Source organism: Pseudomonas lalucatii (assembly GCF_018398425.1).
GTDB lineage: Bacteria > Pseudomonadota > Gammaproteobacteria > Pseudomonadales > Pseudomonadaceae > Aquipseudomonas > Aquipseudomonas lalucatii.
In genome coordinates this window covers 654241-678261 of the sequence record NZ_JADPMV010000001.1, presented here as the reverse complement: position 1 = coordinate 678261, position 24021 = coordinate 654241, and the positions used below count along the sequence as shown (strand labels likewise).

Here is a 24021-nt window from a genome sequence, read left to right as displayed (position 1 = left end):
CCTTTTACATGGGAACAAAAAAATGCTTTTATGTCAAAGCTTTAATCCGGGCTTTAAAGGTGTGTATGGGCGAAAAAATAGTTTCGACTGAAATAGATTTGTCATCTGTGATGGCGTTCGAACTGCCGATCTTCCAGTCCCTGCGGCGGCTGCAGCAGGCCGGCGAGGTGCACGCCAAGCGGCTGGCACGCTTCGGTGGGCTGACGCCCATGCAGCTGATGATCCTGCAGGTGCTGGCCGGCGAGGCGCGGTTGACCGCCAGTGACCTGAGTGGGCGGGTGAGCCTGACGGCGGCGACCCTGTCGGGCATGCTCGACCGTCTGGAGGAGCGCGGCCTGCTGCAGCGCCAGCGCGACGACCAGGATCGGCGCCGCCAGTGGCTGCTGCTCAGCGATGCCGGCCGCGAGCTGGTGCAGCAGGCGCCGAGCCTGCTGCCGCCGGGGTTCCGCCAGCGCTTCGCCGCGTTGGCCGACTGGGAGCGGCATGGCCTGACCGCGGCGCTGCTGCGCGCCGCGGAGCTATGCGGCGAGATGGAGTGAGGCGTGCGCCTTTGAGAGGCGCTAGGACCTTTTGGTGGAAGTCTTGCCGGGGCCGCCGTGGCGGATCAGCTGGCGCAGGGCGAAGCGGTTGGGGTGGCAGGCCTCGGCCACCTCGCGTGGCACGGGCAGGGGTTCGTCGTCCAGCCAGGCGGCCAGCAGCTCGCCGGACAGCGGTGCGCTGATCAGGCCGCGGGAGCCGTGGCCGCTGTTGATGTACAGGCCCGCGAGCCAGGGGCAGGGCGTGTCCGGCACCTGGCGGGCGTCCTTGCCCAGCGCGGCGTAGGCGGCGGCGAAGGCGGCGTGCTCGGCCAGGGGGCCGACGATCGGCAGGTAGTCGGGGCTGGTGCAGCGAAAGGCGGCGCGCCCCGCCAGCCGCGCCGGGTCCAGCTCGCTGGCGTGCAGGCGCTGGCTCAGGTCCGGGGAAATCTCCTCGAGTAGCCGCAGGTTGCCCGCGTGATCGGCGCTGTTCGGCCTCAGGTCGTCGCTGTTGAAGTCGAAGCTGGCGCCCAGGGTGTGCTCGCCCAGGCGCGCCGGGGCGACGTAGCCCTCGGCGCATACCACGGTCGACAGGGCGCGGCTGTCCCGGGTCTGCGCCAGGCAGCTGATCTGCCCGCGGATGCGCTTGAGCGGCAGCGCGGCGCTGCAGGGGAAGCGCTTGATCTCCGCGGCGCCGGCCAGCACCACCAGCGGCGCGGCGGCGAGCAGCCGGTCGCCGTTGCAGGCCTGCCACTGCTCGCCGTCGCGGCGCAGGTCGAGGGCTTCGTGGTGCGTCAGCAGGCGGATGTTCGGGTGTTCGCTGAGCAGGCGGCAGAGCGCCGGCGGGTGCACCCAGCCGGCCTGGGGATAGAACAGGCCGCCGCTGGGCAGCCGCACGCCGGCCAGGCGTTCGGCCTCTTCCCGGGGCAGCGGCCGCAGCAGGTCGGCGGGAAAGGCGGCGGCCAGCTGCGCCTGGCGTTGGCCTTCCTTGGCGTCGAAGGCCAGCTGCAGCACGCCGCAGGCGTCCCAGTCCTGTCCCCTGGGCAGGCGTTCGAGCAGGCGACGGCTGTGGCCGAAACCGCTGACGATCAACCGCGACAGCGCCGTGTGGTGGGCCGAGAGCTTGAGGTAGAGCACGCCCTGGGGGTTGCCGGAGGCTTCCTGGGCGATCTCGGCGTGGCGCTCCAGCAGGCTGACCTTCCAGCCGCGGGCGGCCAGGCTGGCGGCCGTGGCGCAGCCGGCCAGGCCGGCGCCTATCACCAGGGCGTGACGCTCGCCGAGGTGCCTGGGTGGGCGGGCGAACCAGGGTTTGCCCGCCGCCGCCGGTGCGCCGGTGAAGCGTCCCTTGAGCACCTCCCACTTCTTGCCCTGGCCCGGCATCCGCTTGACCTCGAAACCGACCGCCTTGAGGCCGCGACGCACCACGCCGGCGCTGGTGAAGGTGCCGAAGGTGGCGTCCGGCGCGGACAGCCGGGCCAGTTCGGCGAACAGCTCGGCGCTCCACAGCTCCGGATTCTTCGCCGGCGCGAAGCCGTCGAGGAACCAGGCGTCGATGCGCGCGTCGAGCTGCGCCAGCAGCTCCAGGGCGTCGCCGATCAGCAGGGTCAGCACGACGCGCCCGCCGTCGAATACCAGGCGCTGAAAGCCCGGGTGCAGGGCGACGTACTGCGTCAGCAGCGGTTCGGCGAAGTTCGCCAGTTGCGGCCACAGGGCCAGGGCGCGCCGCAGGTCGGCACGGCTCAGCGGATACTTCTCGACGCTGACGAAGTGCAGGCGGGCTCCGGCGGGCGCGTGCTGGTCGAACAGCTGCCAGGCGCAGAGAAAGTTCAGTCCGGTGCCGAAGCCGGTCTCGCCTATCGCCAGGTGCTCGTCCGCGTTCAGGGCGGCGAAACGCTCGGCCAGGCGGTTGTTGGCGAGGAAGACGTAGCGGCTCTCCTCCAGGCCGTTGTCCTGGGAGAAGTACACGTCGCCGTAGCGGCGCGACAGCGGCTGGCCCTTGGCATCCCAGTCGAGCTGGGCTGGCTGGCAGTCGGGGTGGTTGGCGGGGAGCTCGGACATGGTGGCCACCGGGTTGGGCAGGCGCGCATTCTAGCCGATCCCCCCGGCTCTATTGCAGGTTCGGCGCGGACAAAGGGCACGACTCTCCGCTAGGCTGCAGGCATTCAATTGCGGGAGCCGCCCATGTTCGAATCCGCCGAGATTGGTCACGCCATCGACAAGGCCGTGTTCGAGGCCGAGGAGCCGCTGCTGCGCGAGGCGCTGCTGGAGGCGCAGTACGAGCTGCGCCAGCAGGGGCGCTTCGCGGTGATCATCCTGCTCAACGGCATCGAGGGCGCCGGCAAGGGCGAGATGGTCAAGCTGCTCAACGAGTGGATGGACCCGCGCCTGATCCAGGTCAGCACCTTCGACCAGCAGAGCGACGAGGAGCTGGCCCGGCCGCCGGCCTGGCGCTACTGGCGGCAACTGCCCCCCAGGGGGCGCATCGGCATCTTCTTCGGCAACTGGTACAGCCAGATGCTCCAGGGGCGGGTGCGCGGCGAGATCAAGAACGCCGGACTGGAGCGGGCCATCGGCGGCGCCCTGAGCCTGGAGCAGATGCTCTGCGACGAGGGGGCGCTGATCTTCAAGTTCTGGTTCCACCTGTCCAAGCCACAGATGAAGGCACGCCTCAAGGCGCTGCAGGACGACCCGCTGCACAACTGGCGGATCAGCCCGCTGGATTGGCAGCAGTCCAAGACCTACGACAAGTTCGTGCGCTTCGGCGAGCGGGTGTTGCGCCGCACCAGTCGCGAGCATGCGCCCTGGTATGTGGTGGAGGGCGTCGACGAGTATTACCGCAGCCTGACGGTCGGGCGCATCCTGCTCGACGGCCTGCAGGCGGCGCTGCAGGCCAAGGCTGCGCGCGTGCCGCAACCCCATGCGGCGCCGCTGACCTCGAGTCTGGACGAGCGGGGGCTGCTCGACAGCCTGGACATGAGCCTGGCGCTGGACAAGGCGGACTACAAGGAACAACTGGCCACCGAGCAGGCGCGCTTCGCCGGTCTGATGCGCGACAAGCGCATGCGCCGCCACGCGCTGGTCGCCGTGTTCGAGGGTAACGACGCCGCCGGCAAGGGCGGCGCCATTCGCCGCGTGACCGGGGCCCTGGACCCGCGCCAGTACCGCATCGTGCCGGTGGCGGCGCCCACCGAGGAGGAGCGCGCCCAGCCTTATCTCTGGCGATTCTGGCGACATGTGCCGGCGCGTGGCGGCTTTACCCTGTTCGACCGCTCCTGGTACGGCCGGGTGCTGGTCGAGCGGGTCGAGGGGTTCTGTACGCCCGCCGACTGGCTGCGCGCCTATGGCGAGATCAACGACTTCGAGGAGCAGCTGACGGAGGCCGGCGTGGTCCTGGTCAAGTTCTGGCTGGCCATCGATTCGGGCACCCAGCTGGCGCGTTTTCAGGCGCGCGAGAAGATCCCCTTCAAGCGCTTCAAGATCACCGAGGACGACTGGCGCAATCGCGAGAAATGGCCGCTCTATTGCGAGGCGGTGGAGGACATGGTCGACCGTACCAGCACCGAGATCGCGCCCTGGACCCTGGTCGAGGCCAACGACAAGCGCTACGCCCGGGTCAAGGTGCTGCGTACCCTCAACCGGGCGCTGGAGGCGGCCTTCGCCCGGGATTGACGGGGCGCTGCCGATGGCTGCGCATATGCTCGGTGAATGATCGTCGCCCCAGGAGATTTCCGGGATCTATGCTCGGGCCTCCTGCAACGGCAACGATCGAGGTGCGTCATGCGTGAAGTGGTGATAGTCGACAGCGTCCGGACCGGCCTGGCCAAGTCCTTCCGCGGCAAGTTCAACCAGACCCGCCCCGACGACATGGCGGCCCACTGTGTCGATGCGCTGCTGGCGCGCAACGACCTGGACCCGGCGCTGGTCGACGATTGCATCGTCGGCGCCGGCTCCAACGAGGGCGCCCAGGGCATGAACATCGGTCGCAATGTCGCGGTGCTGTCGGGGCTGGGCATCCATGTCGCCGGCATGACCCTCAACCGCTTCTGTTCCTCGGGCCTGCAGGCCATCGCCATCGCCGCCAACCAGATCGCCTCCGGCTGTTCCGAGGCGATAGTGGCCGGCGGCGTGGAGTCGATCAGCCTGACGCTCAAGAGCCTGAACGGCGATCACCTGTTCAACCCTATCCTGCAGCGGGATGTGCCGGGCATCTACTACCCCATGGGGCAGACCGCGGAGGTGGTCGCCAGGCGCTACGGCGTCAGCCGCGAGGCCCAGGACGCCTATGCCCTGCAGAGCCAGCAGCGCACCGCGCGGGCCCAGGCCGAGGGCCTGTTCGACGACGAGATAGTGCCGATGAGCGTGCGCTACCTGGTCGATGACAAGGCCAGCGGCGAGCGCCGGGTCCTCGAGGGGATCGTCGATCGCGACGACTGCAACCGTGCCGACACCACCCTGCAGAGCCTGGCGGCGCTCAAGCCGGCCTTCGCCGAGGATGGCTCGGTCACCGCCGGCAATGCCTCGCAGCTGTCCGATGGCGCCTCCATGACCCTGGTGATGAGCCTGGACAGGGCATTGGCTCTGGGCCTCAAGCCCAAGGCCCTGTTCCGCGGCTTCAGCGTCGCCGGTTGCGCGCCGGACGAGATGGGCATAGGGCCGGTGTTCTCGGTGCCCAAGCTGCTCAAGGCCAAGGGCCTGAGCGTGGCCGACATCGACCTGTGGGAACTGAACGAGGCCTTCGCTTCGCAGTGCCTGTACGCCCGCGATCGGCTCGAGATCGATAATCAGCAATACAACGTCAATGGCGGTTCCATCGCCATCGGCCATCCCTTCGGCATGACCGGCTCGCGTCAGGTCGGCCATCTGGTGCGCGAGTTGCAGCGGCGCAACCTGCGCTACGGCGTCGTCAGCATGTGCGTGGGCGGCGGCATGGGCGCCAGCGGTCTGTTCGAGGCGCTGCACTGAGCGGCGGAACCGCCTTGGCGGCAGGCCCCAGCGGAAGGCTGCGCCGAGGCGCGGTCTTCCGCTGGGGGATTCGGGCCGCTAGAACGCCCGGCTCTCGACGATGTCGTTGGCCTGGATCATGCGGCGGACGTACAGGGCGATTTCCCGCTCGGCATCGACGCGGGTGAAGTAGGGGCCTTCCAGGGTGCCTTCGCGGGTGGCGAAAAAATATTGTCCGTTGACCGCACTGACGCGTTCGCTGCGATAGTGCGTACCGGGGCCGGGATCGATTTGCCGCTGACCGAACATGGGTAGGACCTCACGCTGTAAGCCTAATTCTGAGAGTCTAACCCCGGCTCATGCGGGCGCCGGAGTTAGCGACCAATGGTTGTTGTTTTCCGCGCGTTCGGGGTTTTTGCCGTATTCCTACGTTAATATGGCGCCAATAACATGACGATTCCAAAAGGCCAGCAGAACAGATTGCGCAGCGAACGGCGTTGAACTGTAGCTGTGCCACTCGCCGGTGCCCGCCTAGAATGCCCGTTTACGGCCTCCGCCCGCTCTATTTCAGGCGCTTGCGGGCGTCGTGCAGCAGAGGCAGTCATGCATATCTCTTCCGGCCGGTGGCTATACGGCATGTTCCTGGCGTTGGGCACGGCGCTGCTCTGGGGCGTGCTGCCGATCAAACTCAAAGAAGTCTTGCAGGTGATGGACCCGGTAACCGTGACCTGGTACCGCCTGCTGGTGGCCGGCTCCATCCTGCTCGCCTACCTGGCTGCGGCGCGGCGCCTGCCACGCTTCCGTCCGCTGGGGCGCAGTGGCGGCTGGTTGCTGGTGCTGGCCATCGCGGGGCTGAGCGGCAACTACGTGCTGTACCTGATGGGCCTCAACCGGCTTTCGCCCGGTACCACCCAGCTGGTGATCCAGGTGGCGCCGATTCTGCTGCTGGTCGGCAGCGTGCTGGTCTTTCGCGAGCGTTTCGGCGTCGGCCAGGGCATTGGCCTGGCCCTGCTGCTGACGGGCTTCGCGCTGTTCTTCAACCAGCGCCTGGACGAGCTGCTGAGTTCGTTGAGCGCCTACACCACCGGCGTGCTGATCGTGCTGCTGGCGGCGTTCGTCTGGGCCTTCTACGGCCTGGCGCAGAAGCAGCTGCTGACGGTGTGGAACTCGCTGCAGGTGATGATGGTGATCTACCTGGCCTGCGCTCTGTTGCTCACGCCCTGGGCGCAGCCGCTGCAAGTGCTGCAGCTGAACCCGGTACAGGGCTGGCTGCTGCTGGCCTGCTGCCTGAACACCCTGGTGGCCTATGGTGCGTTCGCCGAGGCCTTGGCCCACTGGGAGGCTTCCAGGGTCAGCGCGACCCTGGCGATCACGCCGCTGGTGACCTTCGCCTCGGTGGCCCTGGCCGCCACCTGGTGGCCGGAGCATGTGCGCCCCGAGCAGCTCAACTGGATCGCCTATGGCGGCGCCGTGCTGGTGGTGTTGGGTTCGGCGCTGACCGCCCTGGCGCCGTCGCTGCTGGCCGGCCTGCGCGCACGTCGGGTGCGCAAGCTGGCGACGCCGCTGTAGCGCCTGCCGGCCGGTGGCGGGCCGGCGCTCAGGCATCTATCCCCAGTTTCTCGGCGCGCAGCAGCCAGTTCTGCCGCTGTGCTTCGGAGGAGGGTCGAACCGGGGCGAATTCGGCCAGGCGGCGGGTCCTGATGCCGCTGAAGCCGAGGATGGTGCGGGTCATCTGGCGGTGCGCCGGCGCGCCGTAGATCCAGCGGAAGTACCAGGGCGGCGTGTCCAGGGTCACCAGCAGGTCGGCGGTGCGGCCGTGCAGCAGCTTGTCCCAGGCCTGCGAGCGGCCACGGTACTTAAAGGCGAATCCCGGCAGGAACACCCGGTCGAAGAAGCCCTTGAGCAGCGCCGGCAGGCCGCCCCACCAGACCGGGTAGACGAACACCAGGTGCTCGGCCCAGTGGATCTGCCGCTGCGCCTCGAGCAGGTCCGGCTCCAGGTGCTGGCCCTGGTCGTAGCCGTCGCGCAGCACCGGATCGAACTGCAGTTCCCCCAGCTTCAGCTGCCGCACCACGTGGCCTTTGCCGCGCGCGCCCTGGGCGTAGGCGTCGCCGAGGGCATGGCACAGCCCCGCGGTTTTCGGCGTGCCCAGGATCATCAGGATGCGCTTGCCATCGCCTTCCAGCGGCGTCGCGCCGCTCTTCGTCTCATTCATGCTTGTCGCTTCCCAGCATGTCCTCGGGGCGGACCCAGGCGTCGAACTGTTCGTCGGTCAGCAGGCCCAGCTCCAGCGCCGCGGCGCGCAGGGTGGTGCCCTCGGCATAGGCTTTCTTGGCGATCTGCGCGGCCTGGTCGTAGCCGATGTGCGGGTTGAGCGCGGTGACCAGCATCAGGCCGCGTTCCAGGTGGGCGGCCATCTGTGCGGCGTCCGCCTGCAGGCCGGCGACGCAGTGCAGCTGAAAGTTGCGGCAGCCGTCGGCCAGCAGGCGGATCGACTGCAGCAGGTTGTGGACGATCACCGGCTTGAACACGTTCAGCTGCAGATGGCCTTGGCTGGCGGCGAAGCCTATGGTCACGTCGTTGCCCATTACCTGGCAGGCGAGCATCGACAGCGCCTCGCACTGGGTCGGGTTGACCTTGCCGGGCATGATCGAACTGCCCGGCTCGTTGGCCGGCAGGCGCACCTCGGCCAGCCCGCCGCGGGGGCCGGAGCCGAGCAGGCGCAGGTCGTTGGCGATCTTCATCAGGGCCACGGCGAGGGTCTTCAGGGCGCCGGACAGGTGGGTCAGGGGCTCGTGGCCGGCCAGGGCGGCGAACTTGTTGGGTGCGCTGACCAGCGGCAGGCCGCTGAGGGCGGCCAGTTCCGCGGCCATGGCCGCGGCGAAGCCGGTGGGGGCGTTGAGCCCGGTGCCGACGGCGGTGCCGCCCTGGGCCAGCTCGCAGACCGCCGGCAGGGCGCCGCGAAGCGCCTGCTCGGCGTAGCGCAGTTGGGCGACGAAGGCCGAGAGTTCCTGGCCGAAGGTGATGGGCGTGGCGTCCATCAGGTGGGTGCGCCCGGTCTTGACCAGCTTGGCGTGGCGCGCGGCCTGCTCGGCCAGGCCGCCGGACAGCTCGGCCAGGGCCGGCAGCAGGTCGTGCTGGACGGCGCGGGCGGCGGCGATGTGCATGGCGGTAGGGAAGCTGTCGTTGGAGCTCTGCGCCTGGTTGACGTGGTCGTTGGGGTGCACCGGGCTCTTGCCGCCCCGGGGGCCGCCGGCCAGCTCGTTGGCGCGGCCGGCGATCACCTCGTTGACGTTCATGTTGCTCTGCGTGCCGCTGCCGGTCTGCCAGACCACCAGGGGGAACTGCGCGTCGTGCTGGCCGGCGATCACCTCGTCGGCGGCCTGCTCGATCAGTCGGGCGATGTCCTGGGGCAGGTTGCCGACGCGCCCGTTGACCCGCGCGGCGGCCTTCTTGATCAGGGCCAGGGCGTGCACCACGGCCAGCGGCATGCGCTCCTCGCCGATGGCGAAGTTGAGCGTCGAGCGCTGGGTCTGGGCGCCCCAGTAGGCATCGGTGGGGACTTCGATAGGGCCGATGCTATCGGTTTCGGTGCGGCTCATGGGCGTTCTCCGGGGGCGATCTAGCAAGTTTAGGCCGCGCCGGCCGGTGCAGGTTCCCTCGGCCTGGCTATTACCAGCGCGCCCGGGTCGCGCCGAGCCAGCCCAGTGCGCCGCTCACCGGCACCCGCTCGCCTGCGGGGCCGCGCAGGATGCCGTCGAAGTGGCCGAACCACTGCCGGGTGTCGGCAAACAGCGGCCCCACGCGCGGGCAGGCCCGGTGTTGCTGGCGTGGGCTGAAGCGCAGCTGGACCCGGCCGTCGTCGGTGTTCAGGGACCAGGGCGCCAGGACGCTATGGGGGCTCTGCTCGATATGCACCGGGCTGTCCAGGTGTTGCAGTTCGCCGCCGAACCACAGGGCGTTTTCCGAGAGGCCGCTGTGGTCGGTCCAGCCGGCGCCGAAGTTCGCGGCGATGCCGCCCGGCGCGGCGAAGGCGGCGCGGGTCCAGTGGCTGTGCAGCGGCCAGACGCCCCGGCCGAAGTCCAGGGCGGCGAAGCTCTGTCCGGCGCTGCAGCTGTAGTGGCGGTTGCCCAGCTGCACGCTGCCGCTGACGGGCAGGCCGAGTTGCCGGCAGGTGGCGTGGAAGCCGTGCGGGGCCAGGGGCGCGACCAGGTTGACCGAGTCGAGGTGGGCGGGGCGCTGGATGTCCAGGGCGACCTGCAGCGGTTGTCCGCCCAGTGGCGTGGCGGCGACCGTGAGGCGCACGCGGCCGGCCTGCTCGGCGACGCGCAGGTGCAGGCGCGGGTGGTTGAACTCATGGCCCTGTTGCGCCTGCGCCGGCAGCCGGCAGCCGCGCGCCAGCAGGCGCATGCGGCTATGGGCGAGGGCCGCGCCGCTCTCCAGGTCGAGGAAGTAGGCGGCGCCATAGCCCAGGTAATCGAGGTCGGCCTGGGTCAGCGAGAGCATCCAGTGCGGCGTGGTGATGCACCAGTGATTCCAGCGTTTGCGCCGTCCGAAGGGGCCGGGCAGGGTGCAGTCGAGGTGTGGTCGGGGCGACCAGCCGATGGCCTGCGGGTTGAGTCGCCCTTGGCCGTCGCATAGCGCGACGGGCGTCTGGGCATGGGGCTGGGCGAAGCTGTTCATCGGACACGTCCATGTGTGTGCCGTGCGGCGGGGCGCGGGCTGTGGTGTATAGAGCCTAGTCGAGGATCGCGAGGTGCTCAGCATGCCCAGCCTGCCCCGGGTTGGGCAAGTGCTGGCATTTTGTCCGCGGTTGGGCGGCACACGGCCTCGGCGGCCCGCCGGGTCGCCGAGGCTTGAGTGTGCGGGAGGCTTGGGCCCAGAATGTCGCCTCAGGGGCGTCAGGCTCCACCTTTTTGCCCGGGAGTACTCGATGTCTCGTCTTACCGCTTTGTGTGCCACGCTGCTGCTGGCCTGTGGCAGCGTCCAGGCCTTCGCCGATGCCGCCAGCCACGCCGCCGATGCCGAGCGCTTCCTGCAGCTGGCGCGGGCCGACCGGCTGACCGTGCCGGTGTACGGCCAGGTGCAGCAGATGTTCGCCCAGCGTTTCGCCGAGAGCGGGGCGCCGGCGGGCCAGCAGGCGCTGCTCGAGCGCTACCAGGCCAAGGCCAATGCGGCACTGGATCGGGCGGTCGGCTGGCCGGTGCTCAAGCCGGCGCTGGTCGAGCTCTACACCACTCATTTCGACGAACGGGAGATGCAGGAGCTGTTGGCCTTCTATCGCTCGCCCCTGGGGCAGAAGGTGCTGGAGAAGATGCCGATGCTCACCGCGCAGTCGGCGCGCCTGACCCAGAACAAGCTGGAGGCGGCGGTGCCGCGGGTGAACGAGTTGCTGGCGGAAATGAGCGGCAAACTGGACGCGAAAAAACCTTAACCGGAGGCCTAGATGTCGAAACTGGAACAGCTGCAGGCGGCCTTTGCCGCGTTGCAGCCGCAGCACCTCGAGGTGCTGGATGAAAGCCATATGCACAGCCGCGGGCTGGAAACCCACTACAAGGCGGTCATCGTCAGCCCGCAGTTCAGCGGCCTGAATGCGGTCAAGCGTCATCAGAAGGTCTACGCCAGCCTCGGCGAGCTGATGGGCCAGCTGCATGCCCTGGCGCTGCACACCTACACCCCCGAGGAGTGGGCGCAGCAGGGCGCCGCACCGGACTCGCCGACCTGCCGCGGCGGCAGCCAGCACGAGCACTGAGGCCCGCGACGGTGGCGCCAAGCGGCCCGCCGGGGCAATTGCCCCTACACGAGCGGCGCCGGGAAACGTAAACTGCACCCCGCGCCGGCCTCGCCGGCGTCTGCATTTTTAGGCCCAGTCCGCCCTTTGCGAGGGCGACTACTGAAGGAAGACCTCCATGACCGACAAGATCGTCGTGGCGGCGCTGTACAAGTTCGTCACCCTGACGGACTACCAGGCGCTGCGCGAGCCCCTGCTGCAAACCCTGCTGGACAACGGCATCAAAGGCACCCTGCTGCTGGCCGAGGAGGGCGTCAACGGCACCGTATCCGGCAGCCGCGCAGGCATCGACGGGCTGCTCGCCTGGTTCCGCCTGGACCCGCGCCTGGCCGATGTCGACCACAAGGAGTCCTACTGCGACGAGCAGCCCTTCTACCGCACCAAGGTCAAGCTGAAGAAGGAAATCGTCACCCTCGGCGTGCCGGGCGTCGACCCCAGCCAGCGGGTCGGTACCTACGTCGAGCCCAAGGACTGGAACGCGCTGATCAGCGACCCCGAGGTGCTGCTGATCGACACGCGCAACGACTACGAGGTGGCCATCGGCACCTTCGAGGGCGCGGTCGACCCCAAGACCCAGTCGTTCCGCGAATTTCCCGAGTACATCAAGGCCCACTTCGACCCGGCCAGGCACAAGAAGGTGGCGATGTTCTGCACCGGCGGCATCCGCTGCGAGAAGGCCTCCAGCTACATGCTCGGCGAGGGCTTCGAGGAGGTGTTCCACCTCAAGGGCGGCATCCTCAAGTACCTCGAGGAGGTGCCTCAGGAGCAGACCCGCTGGCGCGGCGACTGCTTCGTCTTCGACAACCGGGTCACGGTGCGCCACGACCTGTCCGAGGGCGACTACGACCAGTGTCACGCCTGCCGTACCCCGGTGTCGCTGGCCGACCGCGAATCCGAGTTCTACACCCCGGGCGTCAGCTGCCCGCACTGCTGGGATTCGCTGCCGGAGAAGACCCGCGCCGGCGCCCGCGAGCGGCAGAAGCAGATCGAACTGGCCAAGGCGCGCAACCTGCCGCACCCTCTGGGCCGCGACCCCCGCCAATCCTCCGAGGCCTGACCATGCCCGCACGCCTGCTCTATGTGATGGACCCGATGTGTTCCTGGTGCTGGGGCTTCGCCCCGGTGCTCGAGTCCCTCGCCGGGCAGGCGGCCGCGGCCGGCGTGCCGCTGCAGCTGGTGGTCGGCGGCCTGCGCCGCGAGCGCATCGCCGTCGATGCGGCGGCGCGGGTGCGCTACCTCGGCTACTGGCAGGCGGTCAACGCCAGCACCGGCCAGCTGTTCGACTTCGACCGTGGCCTGCCCGAGGGCCTGGTCTACGATACCGAGCCGGCCTGCCGGGCCCTGGTCACCGCGCGCCAGCTCGATCCCGAGAGCGCCTGGCCGCTGGCCAAGCTGATCCAGCGGGCGTTCTACACCGAGGGCGTCGACGTCACCCAGGCGGCGGCCCTGGTGGCCCTGGCCGAACAGGCGGGGATACCGCGCATCGAGTTCGCCGAAGCCTTCGACAGCCCGGCCATGCACGCGGCCACCGCCGCCGATTTCGCCTGGGTGCAGGACCTGGGCATCGCCGGTTTCCCCACCCTGCTGGCCCAGCGCAACGGCCAGCTGGCGCTGCTGACCAACGGCTACCAGCCGCTGGCGACGCTGGCGCCCTTGCTCGGCCGCTGGCTGGAGCAGGCCGCCCATGGCTGACCGCCTGAGCTGGGCGGAAATCCGTCGCCTGGCCCTGCAGCACAAGAAAGCCCTGCTGTTGGCCAATGGCGTGGCGCTGCTGGCGACCCTGTGCAGCGTGCCGATCCCGCTGTTGCTGCCGCTGCTGGTCGACGAGGTGCTGCTGGGCGACGGCGACGCCGCGCTCCGGGTGATGGACCGCTTCCTGCCTGGCGCCTGGGAAAGCGCCGCCGGCTATATCGGCCTGATGCTGCTGCTGACCCTGCTGCTGCGCGGCGCGGCGCTGGTGTTCAACGTGCTGCAGGCACGCCAGTTCGCCCGTCTGTCCAAGGACATCGTCTACCGCATCCGCATCCGCCTGATCGAGCGGCTCAAGCGCATCTCCCTCGGCGAGTACGAGAGCCTCGGCGGCGGCACTGTGACCACTCATCTGGTCACCGACCTGGACACCCTGGACAAGTTCGTCGGCGAGACCCTCAGCCGCTTCCTGGTGGCGACTTTGACCCTCACCGGCACCGCGGCGATCCTGCTGTGGATGCACTGGCAGCTGGCGCTGCTGATCCTGCTGTTCAACCCCCTGGTGATCTTCGCCTCGGTGCAGCTGGGCAAGCGGGTCAAACAGCTGAAGAAGCTGGAGAACGACAGCACCTCGCGCTTCACCCAGGCGCTCACCGAGACCCTCGAGGCGATCCAGGAGATCCGCGCGAGCAATCGCCAGGGCTACTTCCTCGGCCGCCTCGGCGGTCGCGCCCGGGAAGTGCGCGACTACGCCACCGCCTCGCAGTGGAAGAGCGATGCCTCCAACCGCGCCAGCGGCCTGCTGTTCCAGTTCGGCATCGACGTGTTCCGCGCCGCGGCCATGCTCACCGTGCTGTTCTCCGACCTGTCGATCGGCCAGATGCTCGCGGTGTTCAGCTACCTGTGGTTCATGATCGGCCCGGTCGAGCAGCTGCTCAGCCTGCAGTACGCCTTCTACGCCGCCGGCGGCGCCCTGCAGCGGATCAACGAGCTGCTGGCGCGGGCCGACGAGCCGCAGTACCCGGGGCGCCTCGACCCGTTCAAGGGCCGCGACACGGTCGGCATCGAGGTGCGCGGCCTGAGCTTCGCCTACAACGACGAACCGGTGCTGGACCGCCTCGACCTGAGCATCGCCGCCGGCGAGAAGGTCGCCATAGTCGGCGCCAGCGGTGGCGGCAAGAGCACCCTGGTGCAGTTGCTGCTCGGCCTCTACACCCCCCAGGCCGGGACCATCAGCTTCGGCGGCAGCAGCCAGGCGGAGATCGGCCTGGAGAAGGTCCGCGACCAGGTCGCGGTGGTGCTGCAGCACCCGGCGCTGTTCAACGACACGGTGCGCGCCAACCTGTGCATGGGCCGCGAGCGCAGCGACGCGGCCTGCTGGCGGGCGCTGGAGATCGCCCAGCTGAGCACGACCATCGGCATGCTGCCGCAGGGCCTGGACACCATAGTCGGTCGCTCGGGGGTGCGCCTGTCCGGCGGCCAGCGCCAGCGCCTGGCCATCGCCCGCATGGTCCTGGCCGAGCCCAAGGTGGTGATCCTCGACGAGGCCACCTCGGCCCTGGATGCGGCCACCGAGTACGCCCTGCACCAGGCCCTGGCGCAGTTCCTCAGCGGTCGTACCACCCTGATCATCGCCCACCGCCTGAGCGCGGTGAAGCAGGCCGACCGGGTGCTGGTGTTCGACGGCGGGCGCATCGCCGAGGACGGCGACCACCAGCAGCTGATCGCCGTCGGCGGCCTGTACGCCAAGCTCTACGGCCACCTGCAGCACTGAGGCGGCGCCCCTGCCCGCATGCGGCGAGTCCGCGACCATCCAACCTTGCGCGCTGTTCCTGGCCGCATCCCTCGGCCGAGGGATGCTTCTGGCAGGCTGCCAGACCACCCTGGCAACAATACGTTACGCCTCGTGAGTGGCTATCCTGATGCCTATGGTTGTCGCGTCCCGTGTAACGATAAGTTGCCGGGCGGCGCGCTGGGCGGCCGGGCTCGGGCGCCCCGGCGTGCTTGTCCGGCCTGGGCCGTTGGGGTGTGATGAGGCTATTCCAGCGCCGCGTGGCGGTGCATCCACAACAACAATCGGGAGGCGCAATGAACGCCGTGAACAAGATCGAACAGCACAACCCCATCGGCACCGACGGCTTCGAGTTCGTCGAATACACCGCCCCGACCCCAGAAGGCATCCAGCAGCTGCGCGAGCTGTTCACCGCCATGGGCTTCACCGAGACGGCCAAGCACCGCTCCAAGGAAGTCTGGCTGTTCCAGCAGAACGACATCAACTTCGTGCTCAACGGCAGCCCCACCGGCCATGTCCGCGAGTTCGGCCTCAAGCACGGGCCGAGCGCCTGCGCCATGGCCTTCCGGGTGAAGAACGCGGCCCAGGCCGCCGCCTATGTCGAGGCCCAGGGCGCCAAGCTGGTCGGCAGCCACGCCAACTTCGGCGAGCTGAACATTCCCTGCGTCGAGGGCATCGGCGGCTCCCTGCTGTACCTGGTGGATCGCTACGGCGACAAGAGCATCTACGACGTCGACTTCGAGTACATCGAGGGCCGCTCGGCCAACGACAACGCCGTGGGTCTCAAGGAGATCGACCACCTGACCCACAACGTCAAGCGCGGACAGATGGACGTCTGGTCGGGCTTCTACGAGCGCATCGCCAACTTCCGCGAGATCCGCTACTTCGATATCGAGGGCAAGCTCACCGGCCTGCTCTCAAGGGCCATGACCGCGCCCTGCGGCAAGATCCGCATCCCGATCAACGAGTCGGCCGACGAGAAGTCGCAGATCGAGGAGTTCATCCGCGAGTACCACGGCGAGGGCATCCAGCACATCGCCCTGAGCACCGAGGACATCTACGCCACCGTGCGCCAGTTGCGCGCCAACGGCGTGGACTTCATGCAGACCCCGGACACCTACTACGCCAAGGTCGACACCCGCGTCGCCGGCCACGGCGAGCCGCTGGAGCAACTGCGCGAGCTGAACATCCTGATCGACGGCGCCCCGGGCGACGACGGCATCCTGCTGCAGATCTTCACCAACACGGTGATCGGCCCGATCTTCTTCGAGATCATCCAGCGCAAGGGCAACCAGGGCTTCGGCGAAGGCAACTTCAAGGCCCTGTTCGAGTCCATCGAGGAAGACCAGATCAAGCGCGGTGTGCTCAAGGACGAATGATCCCGGCCGGGCCTAGGCCCGGCAGTCCTTAGGGTGCGCCCCGCGCACCCGCAATGCCGAGTTATGAGGTGCGCGTGGCGCACCCTAGAGGGAGTCTTCTCATGAGCCGCAAATGGATCAGTTTCCCCCTGCGCGAGGGCGAGTGTTCACGCCAGGCGCACTGCGATTTTCCCGAGGGCACCTACGAGCGGGAGATGGGTCGCGAGGGCTTCTTCGGCCCCACCGCGCACCTGCACCACAAGCATCCGCCCACCGGCTGGATCGACTGGCAGGGACCGCTGCGGCCCCATGCCTTCAATTTCAACGACATCGCCAGCGAGCGCGACTGCCCGCTGCTGGCGCCACTGTGCCTGCACAACGGCGACGTCAAGCTGCGGGTGTGGAAGAGCCACGGCGCCATGGGCCATCTGGTGCGCAATGCCGACGGCGACGACCTGCTGTTCATCCACGAAGGGACGGGGCACTTCTACTGCGACTTCGGCCACCTGGAGTACCGCGACGGCGATTACCTGATGATTCCGCGCGGCACCGCCTGGCGCATCGAGGCCAGCGAGCCGACCTTCATGCTGCTGATCGAGAGTTCGGACGGTGCCTACCAGCTGCCGGACAAGGGCCTGCTCGGCCCGCAGGCGATCTTCGATGCGGCGGTGCTCGACCATCCGCGCCTGGACGCTGCCTTCAAGGCCCAGCAGGACGAGAGCAGCTGGCAGATCCGCATCAAGCGGCGCGGCCAGATCAGCACCGTGACCTACCCCTACAACCCGCTGGACGTGGTCGGCTGGCATGGCGACAACACCGTGGTGCGCCTCAACTGGCGGGACATCCGCCCGCTGATGAGCCACCGCTACCACCTGCCGCCGTCGGCGCACACCACCTTCGTGGCCAACGGCTTCGTGGTCTGCACCTTCACCCCGCGCCCGGTGGAGAGCGACCCCGGCGCGCTCAAGGTGCCGTTCTACCACAACAACGACGACTACGACGAAGTGCTGTTCTACCACCGTGGCAACTTCTTCAGTCGCGACAATATCGAGGCCGGCATGGTCACCCTGCACCCCTGCGGCTTCCCCCACGGCCCCCATCCCAAGGCGCTGAAGAAGAGCCAGGAAAGCCCGGCGACCTTCGTAGAGGAGGTGGCGGTGATGATCGACACCCGTCGCGCCCTGGAGGTCGGCGAGGCCGCCGCGGCGGTGGATGTCGCCGAATACGTGAACTCCTGGCGTGCGCCGGGCAAAGACCACTGAAGTAGGGGGCGCCGCGCGCACCGCTACCTGAAGAACAGCTGAGGTGCGCAGCGCGCACCCTATGAGGATTGAGCATGAAACTCGCTTCTTTGAATCAAGGCCGTGATGGCGAACTGCTGGTGGTCTCCCGCGATCTGTCCCGGGCGGTGAAGGTCCCGCAGATTGCCGCCACCCTGCAGGCCGCTCTGGACGACTGGGCGATCAAGCGTCCCCAGCTGGAGGCCATCTACCAGCGCCTGAACAACGGCCTGTGCGAAGACGCCTTCGTCTTCGATCAGGCCGATTGCCACAGCCCCTTGCCGCGGGCCTACCACTGGGCCGACGGCAGCGCCTACGTCAACCATGTGGAGCTGGTGCGCAAGGCCCGCGGCGCCGAGATGCCGGAGAGTTTCTGGCACGACCCGCTGATGTACCAGGGCGGCGCCGACGCCTTCATCCCGCCACACAGCCCGATTCAGCTGGCCGATGAGGCCTGGGGCATCGACCTGGAGGCCGAGCTGGCGGTGATCACCGACGACGTGCCGATGGGCGCCACGCCGGCCGAGGCCGCCGCGCACATCCAGCTGCTGATGCTGGTCAACGACGTGTCGCTGCGCAACCTGATCCCCGGCGAGCTGGCCAAGGGCTTCGGCTTCTACCAGAGCAAGCCGTCGTCGAGCTTCTCGCCGGTGGCGGTGACCCCGGACGAGCTGGGCGACTGCTGGAAGGACGGCAAGGTGCAGCGGCCGCTGGTGTCGCATATCAACGGCGCGCTGTTCGGCCAGCCGGACGCCGGCACCGACATGACCTTCAATTTCCCCACCCTGGTGGCCCACGCCGCCAAGACCCGGCCCCTGGGCGCCGGCACCATCATCGGCTCGGGCACGGTGTCCAACTACGACCGCAGTGCCGGTTCTTCCTGCCTGGCCGAGAAGCGCATGCTGGAGATCATCGAACAGGGCGAGGCCCGCACGCCCTTCCTCAAGTTCGGCGACCGGGTGCGCATCGAGATGTTCGACGCCGAGGGCCGGAGCATCTTCGGCGCCATCGACCAGCAGGTCGAACGCTATGAACCCTGACCGCCGCGGGCGGAGGCTCTGCCATGTTGACGCTCTATAGCTACTGGCGCTCCAGCGCCGCCTATCGGGTGCGCATCGCCCTCAACCTCAAGGGCCTGGGCTACAAGCAGGTGCCGGTGCACCTGGTCAAGGACGGCGGCCAGCAGCACGCCCCCGAGTACCAGGCGCTCAACCCGCAGGAGCTGGTGCCGCTGCTGGTCGATGCCGGCAATCACGGCGTGCGCATCGCCCAGTCGGTGGCGATCCTCGAGTACCTGGAGGAGGTCTATCCGGTGCCGGCGCTGCTGCCGGCCGACCCGGCCCAGCGTGCGCGGGTGCGGGCGCTGGCGTTGCATATCGCCTGCGAGGTGCATCCGCTGAACAACCTGCGGGTGCTGCAGTACCTGTCCGCCGAACTGGGGGCCAGCGACGAGGCGAAGAACACCTGGTACCGGCATTGGGTGGCCCGTGGCCTGACCGCGGTGGAGCAGGGCCTGGCGCCGTTCGACGGACGCCTGTCCCTCGGCGAGCGGCCCGGCTACCTGGAGGCCTGCCTGATTCCCCAGCTGTACAACGCCCGTCGCTTCGACTGCGCGCTCGAGGACTACCCCCGCCTGCTCGCGATGGCGGCGCGTTGCGAGGGGCTGGCGGCGTTCAAGCAGGCGGCACCAGAGGCGCAACCCGACGCCCAGTAGCCTGAACCTGGCCGGCCGCCGCCGCGCCGCGCGGGCCGGCGCGGTCTGCTGGGGCGAGTGGGTGGGGCCAGGCGAAGGGCGCAGCGCCAGGCGCCCCTGTGGCTTGGCGCGGCAGTCGCCGGCAGCCTGCCGGCTCATGAACTCTCGGCGGCAATCCGCCGCCTTGATGGCGTCTGGTGGCGATAATCCGCCCCTTGGCCGCGGTGCCTGGCCGCGCGCTCCTTCTCCAGTTGTTCGAACCCGTGCCGCCGGGCTCCCGTCGCCGGCCCGCCACAGGCCACGACGGCCAAGCTGGTACAGGGATTGCCTCTGTCCGCTTACGCGCAGCGAGCCCTTCGCCTTCGACCGGGCTCGCGCCGGCGCGGCCAATAACAACGGAGAGCCCCCCATGCTGCAGTCTGCCACCCGCCTGTTCGCCGACCTTGCCGTGGGCAAGAAGCTGCTCGGCGGTTTCGCCCTGGTGCTCTTGCTCACCGTTGCCGTCGTCGCCACCGGTTTTGTCGCCCTCGACGAGGTCCTCCAGGGGCATGCCAGGGCCAGCAGCCTGGCGGCCATCGAGGCGCAGATTCTCCAGGCGCGGCGCCTCGAGCGGGATTTCGCCCTGAGCCACAGCGCAGAGGCCGCCGACGCGATGCGCGAGGGCCTCGCCATAGTGCGCGAGCGCCTGGCCGAGGGGACCGACGTGCCGAGCGTGCAGTTGCGGAGCATCGATCAGGCCGTCCAGGCCTATGCCCAGCAGTTCGAGGATTTCGTCCAGCAACAGAGCAGGGCGCGCCAGGCTCGCGAGCAGATGAACCTGGCGGCCGGCCAGGCCCGCGAGCAGTTCGACAGCCTCGAACTGGACATGTATGACGCCGTGCGCGAGTTGCGCCTGCAGGGCGACCAGCTGCGCGGCAGCGACCCCTTGACCCTGGCGGAAACCGCCTCCGGGCTGAGCAAGCGCATGCTCGACCTGCGCGGGTACGAGAGCCTGTACGTCATCGACGGTTCGGCCGAGGCGCTGGAGGAGTGGGCGTACGTGCGCGACGACCTGCACGGCGTGGCCACCAGCCTGATGGTCTGGCTGAACGAGGGGCAGAAGGCCGCGATCGAGGCCAGCCTGCAGGCCCTGCAGCTGTATCAGCAGGCGTTCGCCAACTACCAGCAGGTGCGTGCACAGAACCGCCTGAGCGAGGCGGCGATGCTCGAGCAGGCGCGGCAGGTCCTGGACCTGGCGCAGGCGGCGCAGGCCCGCGAGGAGCAGGAGATGGCCGGCGAGAGTCGCCGGGCGCTGCTGATGCTGGCGGTCATGGGGCTGGCGGCGGTGCTGCTCGGCATGTGCGCCGCGTTGCTGATTTCCCGTTCGATCGTCGGCCCGCTGCGGCAGAGCGTGGCCTTTGCCCGGCGCATCGCCGAAGGCGACCTGAGTCAGGACCTGCCGCTGCAGCGCCGGGACGAGCTGGGCCAGCTGATGCTCGCCATGCAGGGCATGACCGACAGCCTGCGCCACCTGGTCGGGCGCATCGGTGCCGGCGTCGGGCAGATCGCCGCGGCGGCGGAGCAGCTCTCGGCCGTCACCGCGCAGACCAGCGCCGGGGTGCAGCAGCAGAAGCTGGAAACCGAACAGACCGCCACCGCCATGCACCAGATGGTGGCGACCGTGCAGGAAGTGGCGCAGAACGCCGAGCAGGCCTCGGTGGCCGCGGGCGAAGCCGACCGCGAGGCGCAGCAGGGCAATCGCCTGGTGCAGCACGCGGTCGGCCAGGTCGCCGAGCTGGCCGGTGCGGTGGAGCAGTCGGCCGAGGGCATCGCCGCGCTGAACCAGGAAAGCACCCGCATCGGCGGCGTGCTGGAGGTGATCCGCAGTGTCGCCGAGCAGACCAACCTGCTGGCGCTCAATGCCGCCATCGAGGCGGCGCGGGCCGGCGAGCAGGGCCGCGGCTTCGCCGTGGTCGCCGACGAGGTGCGCGCCCTGGCGCGGCGCACCCACGACTCGACCGAGGAAATCGAGGCGCTGATCGCCAGCCTGCAGCACATGGCCCAGGGTGCCGTGCGGCAGATGGAGAGCAGCCGCAGCCTGACCCAGCGCACCGTCGCCCTGGCCGGCGAGGCCGGTGAGGCCCTGGGGCGGATCACCCAGGCGGTGAGCACCATCGAGCAGATGAACCAGCAGATCGCCGCCGCCGCCGAGGAGCAGAGCGCCGTGGCGGAGACCATAGGCGAAAGCATCACCCGGGTGCGCGACATCGGCGAACAGAGTGCCGGCGCCAGTCAGCAGACGGCCGCCTCCAGCGCCGAGCTGGCGCGCCTGGGCGTCGAGCTGCAGGACCTGGTGCGACAGTTCCGCACCTGAGCCGGCGGGCCGACGGTCCTCAGTCGTGGCGCGGCTTGGCCGCCAGCAGCGGTTTGCCCAGCTCGGCGGCCCAGGCGGCCAGCGGTATCTCGACCTCGGGCTGCCAGATGCGCGCCCACAACAGGGCGAGGTGCTGCGGGTTGCCGCGGTCCATGGGCCAGCGCGGGATCTGCGGGTTGACCTGCCAGGCGCCGTCCTGCCAGTGGGCGAAATCGAAGCGGAACGGATGGAAGCCGGTCATGCCCAGGCGCAGGTCGGTGACCACCAGGTGCTCGTCGATCCGGTCGTAGCGCAGCACACCGTTGGTGAACCAGTGCAGGCGGCGGTGCGCCGGCGACTGTGCCAGGGGTACGGCCAGGGCGGTGCCGCGGGGAATGCGTTCGAGGCGCGGCGGCTGCTCGTCGAGCCAGCCGACCAGGGCCTCGTGGTAGGACTCGCCGTCCAGCACTATCACCCGCCATAGCAGGCTGTTGAGCGGCGTCGGCGTGCTGAACAGCGCCTCGGCCTGGATGCCCTGACGCGCCAGTTCGGCTTCCACGCGCCGCTCGGCCATGGCCTTGCCGGCCAGGGTCGAGGCCAGGTAGAGGCTGGACAGGCCCAGGGCGAGCAGCGCCGCCCTGGGTGCCTTGGCGCGCAGGTCGTAGAACGCGCCGAACAGCACCGCAACCAGCAGCGGCGCGGTGTAGAGCGGGTCGATGATGAAGATGCTCGACCAGGCCACCGGCACCTGGGGCAGTGGCCAGAAGATCTGCGTGCCGTAGCTGGTGAAGCAGTCGAGCAGGGGGTGGGTCAGCAGCACCAGGGCGACCGTGGCCAGCAGGCGTCGGGCCGAATAGCCGGGGTGCGGGCGAAAGCGGCGGATCAGCCAGGTCAGCAGCAGGGCCAGGCCGGAGAGGACGAACAGCGAGTGAGTGAAGCCGCGGTGGTAGGTCATGTTCGCCACCGCGTCGCCGTAGTTGATCACCACGTCGAGGTCGGGCAGGGTGCCGAGGGCGGCGCCATACAGCAGTGCCTTGCGCCCCTGCCAGCGGCCGAGCAGGGCGCCCTGGAGGGTGGCGCCGAGCAGGGCCTGGGTAAGCGAATCCATGGGTGGACCTCGGTTGCGGGCAATGCCCTAAGTTAACCGAGGCGCCGCGCCGCGGCTGCCGCTAAATTTCAAGCAAAGGTTACGAAGCGCCCGCGCCAGGGGCTGCTCAGAAGGCCGCGAGGATGCGCCCGAGGGTGGCCATGGCCTGCTCGCTGCGGGCATCCCAGGGGTGGCCGTAGTTGAGCCGGGCGCAGTTGCCGAAGCGCCGGGTGGCGGAGAAGATCGGTCCCGGGGCGAGGCTGATGCCCTGGGCCAGGGCCAGTTGGAACAGCTGCAGGGAGTCGACCCGTTCGGGGAACTCGAACCAGAGGAAGTAGCCGCCGCTCGGCTGGCTGACCCGGGTGTCGGCCGGGAAGTGCCGCGCGGCGGCGGCCAGCATGGCGCCCTGCTGGGCCTCCAGGGCATGGCGCAGCCTGCGCAGGTGGCGGTCGTAGCCGCCGTGCTGCAGGTAGTCGGCCAGGGCTGCCTGGGCCGGCACCGAAGGCGAGATGGTGGTCATCAGCCTGAGCCGACCGATCTGTTCGGCGTAGCGGCCGCCGGCGACCCAGCCGACCCGGTAGCCCGGCGCCAGGCACTTGGAGAAGGAGCCGCAGTGCATCACCAGGCCGTCGCGGTCGAAGCTCTTCACCGGTCGGGGCGACTGGGCGCCGAAGTACAGCTCGGCGTAGACGTCGTCCTCGATCAGCGGCACCTGATGCCGCTGCAGCAGTTCGTACAGCGCGGCCTTCTTGGCCTCGCTCATGCTCGCGCCCAGGGGATTCTGCAGGCTGCTCATGAACCAGCAGGCCTTGACCGGCAGCCGGGTCAGGCTGCTGGCCAGGCGCTCCAGGTCGATGCCCTCGCGCGGATGCACGGGGATCTCCACGGCCTTGAGCTTGAGCCGTTCGAGCACCTGCAGGGTGGCGTAGAAGGCCGGTGCCTCGATGGCCACCAGGTCGCCCGGCTGGGTGACGCACTGCAGGCACAGGTTGAGCGCCTCCAGGGCGCCGTTGCTGATCACCAGCTCCGCGGGCGGCAGGCGTACGCCGCAGGCCATGTAGCGCAGGGCGATCTGCCGGCGCAGTTCGGGGTTGCCGGCGGTCATGTCGGCAATCACCGCCTGCGGCGCCAGGTCGCGCAGGCCGTGGGCCATGCTGCGGGCCAGGCGCGCCAGGGGGAACAGCGCCGGGCTGGGGAAGGCCGAGCCGAACGGCACGGTGTCCGGGTCCTTGAGCGAGCCGAGCACGGAGAACACCAGCTCGCTGACGTCGACCTCGGCGGGCTGGGCCTGGGCGCTGCCGATCTCCGGTTCGGGCAGCAGCTGGCGGGCGTGCTCGCGGACGAAGTAGCCGGAGCGCGGGCGGGCCTGGATCAGCCCTCGGTCCTCCAGCAGGTAGTAGGCCTGGAACACGGTCGACGGGCTGACCCCGTGGCTGCGGCTGGCGTGGCGCACCGAGGGCACCCGTGCCCCGGGCGCCAGCACGCCGCTGCGGATCAGCGCGGCGATCTGGTCGGCCAGCCTCTCGTATCGCTTCATCCGGTC

21 protein-coding genes and 1 pseudogene are annotated in these 24021 nt (G+C 69.2%); 15 read left to right on the top strand and 7 right to left on the bottom strand.

All coding sequences use genetic code 11. The features are described from left to right. Nucleotides 1-65: 65 nt before the first annotated feature. A complete protein-coding gene (locus I0D00_RS02995) occupies nucleotides 66-539 on the top strand; it encodes a MarR family winged helix-turn-helix transcriptional regulator (RefSeq protein WP_213638279.1) in 474 nt (157 codons plus the stop codon). Nucleotides 540-560: 21 nt separating this feature from the next. On the opposite strand, the gene mnmC is transcribed toward I0D00_RS02995, so the two are convergent. After that, nucleotides 561-2573, bottom strand: a complete 2013-nt coding sequence (gene mnmC, locus I0D00_RS02990; protein ID WP_213638278.1) for a bifunctional tRNA (5-methylaminomethyl-2-thiouridine)(34)-methyltransferase MnmC2/FAD-dependent 5-carboxymethylaminomethyl-2-thiouridine(34) oxidoreductase MnmC1 — start codon at nucleotides 2571-2573, stop codon at nucleotides 561-563. A gap of 123 nt (nucleotides 2574-2696) precedes the next feature. On the opposite strand from mnmC, the gene pap reads away from it, so the two are divergent. Both pap and I0D00_RS02980 read left to right on the top strand, forming a co-directional pair. Beyond that, complete coding sequence (gene pap / locus I0D00_RS02985) at nucleotides 2697-4184, top strand: polyphosphate:AMP phosphotransferase (protein WP_213638277.1); 1488 nt, start codon at nucleotides 2697-2699, stop codon at nucleotides 4182-4184. Nucleotides 4185-4292: 108 nt separating this feature from the next. Further along, on the top strand, nucleotides 4293-5477 hold the full coding sequence (locus I0D00_RS02980) for a thiolase family protein (protein WP_213638276.1): 1185 nt from the start codon (nucleotides 4293-4295) through the stop codon (nucleotides 5475-5477). Between the two features lie 78 nt (nucleotides 5478-5555). On the opposite strand, the gene I0D00_RS02975 is transcribed toward I0D00_RS02980, so the two are convergent. Then, nucleotides 5556-5765: a DUF6316 family protein gene (locus tag I0D00_RS02975; RefSeq protein ID WP_213638275.1), complete on the bottom strand. Its 210-nt coding sequence runs from the start codon at nucleotides 5763-5765 to the stop codon at nucleotides 5556-5558. A 294-nt stretch (nucleotides 5766-6059) separates the two neighbouring features. Here I0D00_RS02975 and I0D00_RS02970 point away from each other — a divergent pair, with 294 nt between their 5' ends. Next, nucleotides 6060-7025: a DMT family transporter gene (locus I0D00_RS02970; RefSeq protein ID WP_213638274.1), complete on the top strand. Its 966-nt coding sequence runs from the start codon at nucleotides 6060-6062 to the stop codon at nucleotides 7023-7025. Between the two features lie 28 nt (nucleotides 7026-7053). Here I0D00_RS02970 and I0D00_RS02965 read toward each other — a convergent pair whose 3' ends face one another. The 3 genes from I0D00_RS02965 to I0D00_RS02955 form a co-directional block, all read right to left on the bottom strand. Continuing rightward, on the bottom strand, nucleotides 7054-7671 hold the full coding sequence (locus I0D00_RS02965; RefSeq protein ID WP_213638273.1) for an NAD(P)H-dependent oxidoreductase: 618 nt from the start codon (nucleotides 7669-7671) through the stop codon (nucleotides 7054-7056). Further along, a complete protein-coding gene (locus tag I0D00_RS02960) occupies nucleotides 7664-9058 on the bottom strand; it encodes a class II fumarate hydratase (protein WP_213638272.1) in 1395 nt (464 codons plus the stop codon). The genes I0D00_RS02965 and I0D00_RS02960 overlap by 8 nt, the downstream gene beginning before the upstream one ends. Nucleotides 9059-9128: 70 nt before the next feature. Then, on the bottom strand, nucleotides 9129-10139 hold the full coding sequence (locus tag I0D00_RS02955) for a DUF2804 domain-containing protein (RefSeq protein WP_213638271.1): 1011 nt from the start codon (nucleotides 10137-10139) through the stop codon (nucleotides 9129-9131). A 250-nt stretch (nucleotides 10140-10389) separates the two neighbouring features. Here I0D00_RS02955 and I0D00_RS02950 point away from each other — a divergent pair, with 250 nt between their 5' ends. The 11 genes and pseudogenes from I0D00_RS02950 to I0D00_RS21800 all read left to right on the top strand — a co-directional run bounded on the left by I0D00_RS02950 (nucleotide 10390) and on the right by I0D00_RS21800 (nucleotide 21412). Beyond that, entirely contained in the window at nucleotides 10390-10890 is a 501-nt protein-coding gene (locus I0D00_RS02950) for a DUF2059 domain-containing protein (protein WP_213638270.1), read from the top strand. Between the two features lie 12 nt (nucleotides 10891-10902). Continuing rightward, nucleotides 10903-11208, top strand: coding sequence for a BolA family protein (locus I0D00_RS02945; protein WP_213638269.1), 306 nt, complete (start codon nucleotides 10903-10905; stop codon nucleotides 11206-11208). A 157-nt stretch (nucleotides 11209-11365) separates the two neighbouring features. Further along, nucleotides 11366-12304, top strand: coding sequence for an oxygen-dependent tRNA uridine(34) hydroxylase TrhO (trhO, locus tag I0D00_RS02940; protein ID WP_213638268.1), 939 nt, complete (start codon nucleotides 11366-11368; stop codon nucleotides 12302-12304). 2 nt (nucleotides 12305-12306) lie between these two features. Then, nucleotides 12307-12939, top strand: coding sequence for a DsbA family protein (locus I0D00_RS02935; protein ID WP_213638267.1), 633 nt, complete (start codon nucleotides 12307-12309; stop codon nucleotides 12937-12939). Then, nucleotides 12932-14710: an ABC transporter ATP-binding protein gene (locus I0D00_RS02930; protein ID WP_213638266.1), complete on the top strand. Its 1779-nt coding sequence runs from the start codon at nucleotides 12932-12934 to the stop codon at nucleotides 14708-14710. The genes I0D00_RS02935 and I0D00_RS02930 overlap by 8 nt, the downstream gene beginning before the upstream one ends. A gap of 314 nt (nucleotides 14711-15024) precedes the next feature. Continuing rightward, nucleotides 15025-16107, top strand: a complete 1083-nt coding sequence (hppD, locus tag I0D00_RS02925; RefSeq protein ID WP_213638265.1) for a 4-hydroxyphenylpyruvate dioxygenase — start codon at nucleotides 15025-15027, stop codon at nucleotides 16105-16107. Nucleotides 16108-16208: 101 nt separating this feature from the next. After that, nucleotides 16209-17348, top strand: coding sequence for a homogentisate 1,2-dioxygenase (locus I0D00_RS02920; protein WP_213638264.1), 1140 nt, complete (start codon nucleotides 16209-16211; stop codon nucleotides 17346-17348). A gap of 74 nt (nucleotides 17349-17422) precedes the next feature. Continuing rightward, complete coding sequence (locus I0D00_RS02915) at nucleotides 17423-18406, top strand: fumarylacetoacetate hydrolase family protein (RefSeq protein ID WP_213638263.1); 984 nt, start codon at nucleotides 17423-17425, stop codon at nucleotides 18404-18406. Nucleotides 18407-18429: 23 nt separating this feature from the next. Then, complete coding sequence (gene maiA / locus I0D00_RS02910; protein WP_213638262.1) at nucleotides 18430-19080, top strand: maleylacetoacetate isomerase; 651 nt, start codon at nucleotides 18430-18432, stop codon at nucleotides 19078-19080. A gap of 136 nt (nucleotides 19081-19216) precedes the next feature. Further along, nucleotides 19217-20554 (top strand): annotated as a pseudogene (locus tag I0D00_RS21805) (HAMP domain-containing protein); the annotation flags it as partial. Further along, nucleotides 20531-21412 carry a methyl-accepting chemotaxis protein gene (locus I0D00_RS21800; protein ID WP_420850793.1) on the top strand — a complete coding sequence of 294 codons (882 nt, stop codon included), beginning with the start codon at nucleotides 20531-20533 and terminating at the stop codon, nucleotides 21410-21412. The pseudogene I0D00_RS21805 and the gene I0D00_RS21800, both read left to right, overlap by 24 nt. A 19-nt stretch (nucleotides 21413-21431) precedes the next feature. Here I0D00_RS21800 and I0D00_RS02900 read toward each other — a convergent pair whose 3' ends face one another. Together I0D00_RS02900 and mapR are read right to left on the bottom strand one after the other, a co-directional pair. Continuing rightward, the gene (locus I0D00_RS02900) at nucleotides 21432-22499 is read right to left on the bottom strand and encodes a metal-dependent hydrolase (RefSeq protein WP_213638260.1); all 1068 of its coding nucleotides are present in this window, start codon (nucleotides 22497-22499) and stop codon (nucleotides 21432-21434) included. A 106-nt stretch (nucleotides 22500-22605) separates the two neighbouring features. After that, complete coding sequence (mapR, locus tag I0D00_RS02895; protein WP_213638259.1) at nucleotides 22606-24015, bottom strand: GntR family transcriptional regulator MpaR; 1410 nt, start codon at nucleotides 24013-24015, stop codon at nucleotides 22606-22608. Between the last annotated feature and the right edge of the window lie 6 nt (nucleotides 24016-24021).